The organism is Thermogladius sp. (assembly GCF_049970955.1).
Lineage (GTDB): Archaea > Thermoproteota > Thermoprotei_A > Sulfolobales > Desulfurococcaceae > Thermogladius.
The window spans coordinates 1-3,699 of record NZ_JBMFLY010000077.1 but is presented as its reverse complement, the minus strand read 5'-3'; the positions used below and the strand labels follow the sequence as shown (position 1 = coordinate 3,699).

At 63.9% G+C, this 3,699-nt stretch carries 4 protein-coding genes; all 4 read left to right on the top strand.

Annotation, left to right across the window (positions count from 1 at the left end):
• Positions 1-170: 170 nt before the first annotated feature.
• The 4 genes from ACP5VX_RS06535 to rfbC are packed head-to-tail and all read left to right on the top strand — an operon-like array spanning position 171 to position 3,685.
• Positions 171-1,235, top strand: a complete 1,065-nt coding sequence (locus ACP5VX_RS06535; RefSeq protein ID WP_428725079.1) for a glucose-1-phosphate thymidylyltransferase — start codon at positions 171-173, stop codon at positions 1,233-1,235.
• Between the two features lie 9 nt (positions 1,236-1,244).
• Positions 1,245-2,246, top strand: a complete 1,002-nt coding sequence (gene rfbB / locus ACP5VX_RS06530) for a dTDP-glucose 4,6-dehydratase (RefSeq protein ID WP_428725078.1) — start codon at positions 1,245-1,247, stop codon at positions 2,244-2,246.
• A 16-nt stretch (positions 2,247-2,262) separates the two neighbouring features.
• The gene (gene rfbD, locus ACP5VX_RS06525; RefSeq protein WP_428725080.1) at positions 2,263-3,150 is read left to right on the top strand and encodes a dTDP-4-dehydrorhamnose reductase; all 888 of its coding nucleotides are present in this window, start codon (positions 2,263-2,265) and stop codon (positions 3,148-3,150) included.
• On the top strand, positions 3,140-3,685 hold the full coding sequence (gene rfbC / locus ACP5VX_RS06520) for a dTDP-4-dehydrorhamnose 3,5-epimerase (RefSeq protein WP_428725077.1): 546 nt from the start codon (positions 3,140-3,142) through the stop codon (positions 3,683-3,685). Before rfbD ends, rfbC begins: the two co-directional genes overlap by 11 nt.
• Positions 3,686-3,699: the final 14 nt, after the last annotated feature.

Below are 3,699 nucleotides of genomic sequence, written 5' to 3'. Positions count from 1 at the left end.
TCCCTCCTCGCCTGAGGCGTGGCTTCGCAGGGTTTTCCACGCGGAGCTTGGAAACACGGTGTGGAGAGACTGTAGCGGGCTCTCTGTCAAAATAGGCTTAAATAAACGCGGGGGGATAACATGATTGGTGCAGAGACCAGCTTGTACGTCTACCAAGTGGAGGCTGAGCCTTGAAAGGTCTCGTCCTAGCTGCTGGGGAGGGCTCTAGGCTTAGGCCCTTCACCTACTCCAGGCCCAAGCACTTGATCCCGCTTCTCGGGAAGCCGATGGTCCAGTACCCTATCGAGGACCTGGTCTCCGCCGGTGTCGTGGACATAGGCGTTGTCGTCGGCTACTACGGCGACCTGGTGAGGGGCTCGCTTGGGGACGGCTCCCGCCTCGGGGCCAGGCTCACCTACATAACCCAGGAGAAGAGGCTCGGGATAGCCCACGCGATATACAGGGCCGTCGAAGAGGGCTTCCTAGACGGGCCCTTCGTTGTCTACCTGGGGGACAACATTGTCGAGGAGGGTGTCGCAGGCTTCGCGAGGGAGTTCGCGGAGAACGGGTCGGACGTACACATCTTGCTGTCCGAGGTCGAGGACCCGGGGAGGTTCGGGGTGGCCGTGTTAGACTCGGGGAGGGTCGTGAAGCTCGTGGAGAAGCCCAGGGAGCCGGTCTCCAACCTCGCGGTGGTTGGCGTCTACTTCTTCAGGGACCCGGAGCTCGTCGCGAGGGCCTTCAAGGACCTGAGGCCGTCTTGGAGGGGCGAGTACGAGGTGACGGAGTTGATCCAGTGGTTCGTGGACAGGGGGTACAGGGTGACGTACTCCAAGATAAAGGGGTGGTGGAAGGACGTGGGCACCTACGAGGGCCTGCTGGACGCCGTCTACATGCTACTGGACAGGTTGAGGGGCAGCGTGGAAGGCGAGGTGGACGGGGAGGTCAGGGGCAGGGTCGTCGTCGAGGAGGGGGCGGTGGTCGAGGGGAGGGTCTACGGCCCGGCCTACATAGGCAGGGGCGCCGTGGTCTCCAAGGGCTCGGAAGTCGAGCCCTACACCTCCCTCGAGGAGGGGGTCAGGGTCTCCTCGGGCAGGGTGGCGAGGAGCCTGGTAATGGAGTACTCGGAGCTGGACCTGGGCAGGGCGAGGCTCGTCGACAGCGTGCTGGGCTCCAGGACCAAGGTGAGGAACACGAGGGAGCTACACGGGGACATAAGGCTGGTGGTCTCCGACAACAGCCTGGTGGAGATATAGGGTGGTGAGATGAGGCTCCTCGTCACGGGAGGCGCCGGCTTCATAGGCAGCAACTTCGTCAGGTACGTGGCCAGGGAGAGGGACTACGAGGTGCTCGTCTACGACAAGCTCACCTACGCTGGCAGGCTCGAGAACATAGCAGACCTAGTAGAAGAGGGGAGGGTGGGCTTCGTCAGAGGCGACATAGCGGACGAGGAGTCTTTCAAGAGGGTGTTCGCCGAGTACCAGCCGGACGCCGTAGTGAACTTCGCCGCCGAGACGCACGTGGACAGGTCGATAAACGAGCCGGCCCCCTTCATAAGGACGAACGTCCTCGGCGTGTTCACCGTACTCGAGACCCTCAGAAGGCACGGCGGGGACGCACTCTTCTTCCACATCTCTACAGACGAGGTGTACGGGGACCTCTACGGGTCGGGCACCGAGGCAGCCGAGGACCACCCGTTGAACCCCTCGAGCCCCTACTCCGCCAGCAAGGCCTCCGGCGATCTCTTGATAAAGGCTTACGCTAGGACTTACGGGCTGAAGTACCTGATCGCGAGGCCCTGCAACAACTACGGGCCCTACCAGCACCCCGAGAAGCTCATACCTAGGACTATAATAAGGCTACTGCACGGGAAGCCCGCCGTGATCTACGGCGACGGCGGGCAGGTCAGGGACTGGATGCACGTCGAGGACACGTCTAGGGCCCTACTCCTACTACTGGAGAAGGCCCCCAGGAGCCAGGTCTACAACGTGTGCCGGGGCAACTACGCCACGGTGAAGGAGATCGTCGAGAGGGTGGTCAGGTACATGGGGCACGACCCGTCGGAGAAGGTCGTGTACGCCAAGAGGAGGCCCGGCGAGGACATGAGGTACGCTATGAGGTGCGAGAAGCTGAGGGAGCTCGGGTGGAGGCCCGTCTACGACCTCGAGACCGGGCTGAGGGCTACTGTAGACTGGTACCTGGCGAACCAGTGGTGGTGGAGGCCCCTGGTAGACGAGGCGTACGTCCTGGCGGACACCCCGTGGTGAGTCGCGCTTGACGAGGGTGCTGGTCACAGGCGGCACGGGGCTGCTGGGCTGGAGCCTAGTGGAGAGACTGGCGGGGAGGGGCTTCGAGGTCTACGCGACCTACCACGCCACGCGGCCGCCCAAGATAGAGGGGGTGAGCTGGGTCAGGGTAGACTTCAGCGACCCCCACGAAGCCGGGCCGCTCGTGAAGTCGCTGAGACCAGAGGTCGTCGTACACACCGCGGCCTACACGGACGTGGACGGCTGCGAGGTGAACAAGAACCTCGCCCTCAACGTGAACTACGTCTCCACTAGGGAGCTCGCGAGGGCCTGCCGGGGCGTCTGCGAGTACTTCGTCTACGTCTCCACGGACTACGTCTTCGACGGGGAGAAGGGGCTCTACAGGGAGAGCGACGACCCCAACCCCCTGAACTACTACGGGTTGACGAAGCTGATGGGAGAGGTGGCCGTAGCAGCGGCTCTAAGAGACTACCTCGTGCTGAGGACGAGCGGCATCTACGGGTGTAGCCCGGGCGGGAAGAGGGGCTTCGCCCTAGACGCGCTGAGCAAGCTGAGCAGGGGCCGGACAGTGGAGGCGTTCGTAGACCAGTTCCTGTCGCCGACCTACGCCCCAGACTTGGCCGGCGCTATACTGAGGATCCTCGAGGCGAGGCCCAGGGGGGTCCTGCACGTCGCCGGCGAGAGGGTCTCGAGGTACGGGTTCGCGGTGGAGCTGGCCAGGGTGTTGGGCGTGAGCGAGGACCTCGTGAAGCCGGCCAGCATCGCTAGTGCTGTACTCAAGGCTAGGAGGCCGAGGGACTCGAGCCTGGACACCTCGCTGGCTAGGAGTATGGGCTTGGAGGTCAGGCCTCTTCGCGACGCCTTGAGGGCTTTCGCGGGGGAGTGCGCGGAGTATGCCCGTTAAGTCGGTCGAGAGGCTGGCTATACCCGACGTAGTGCTCGTCGAGCTGGTGGTCTTCCCGGACAGCAGGGGGTTCTTCGCCGAGCTCTTCAAGGGGAGCGACTTCGCCTCCAGGGGCCTCCCCGCGGGCTTCGCCCAGGTGAACCTCAGCTACTCTAGGAGAGGCGTGGTGAGGGGGCTGCACTACCAGGTCGAGCCCATGGAGCAAGGCAAGCTGGTGTACGTGGTCAAGGGGAGGGTCTACGACGTGGCGGTGGACGTGAGGGCCGGGTCGCCCTGGTTCGGCAGGCACGTGGGCGTCTTCCTGGAGCCGGGCCTAGCCCTCTGGATACCCCCGGGCTTCGCCCACGGCTTCCAGGCGCTGGAGGACACGCTCCTCCTCTACCTGGTCACCAAGGAGTACAGCCCCCCCCACGAGAGGTGTATCAGGTGGGACGACCCCGAGCTGGCGATAGACTGGCCGATAAGAGAGGGCGTCATAGTGAGCGAGAAGGACAGGAAGTGCCCCGGGTTCAGGGAGGCCGAGAAGTTCAGGTGAGCAAAGCCCTCGAC

Coding starts and splice junctions, on each gene's coding strand:
- rfbB (WP_428725078.1), top strand. CDS start 1,245: ATGAGGCTCCTCGTCACGGGAGGCGCCGGCTTCATAGGCAGCAACTTC.
- rfbC (WP_428725077.1), top strand. CDS start 3,140: ATGCCCGTTAAGTCGGTCGAGAGGCTGGCTATACCCGACGTAGTGCTC.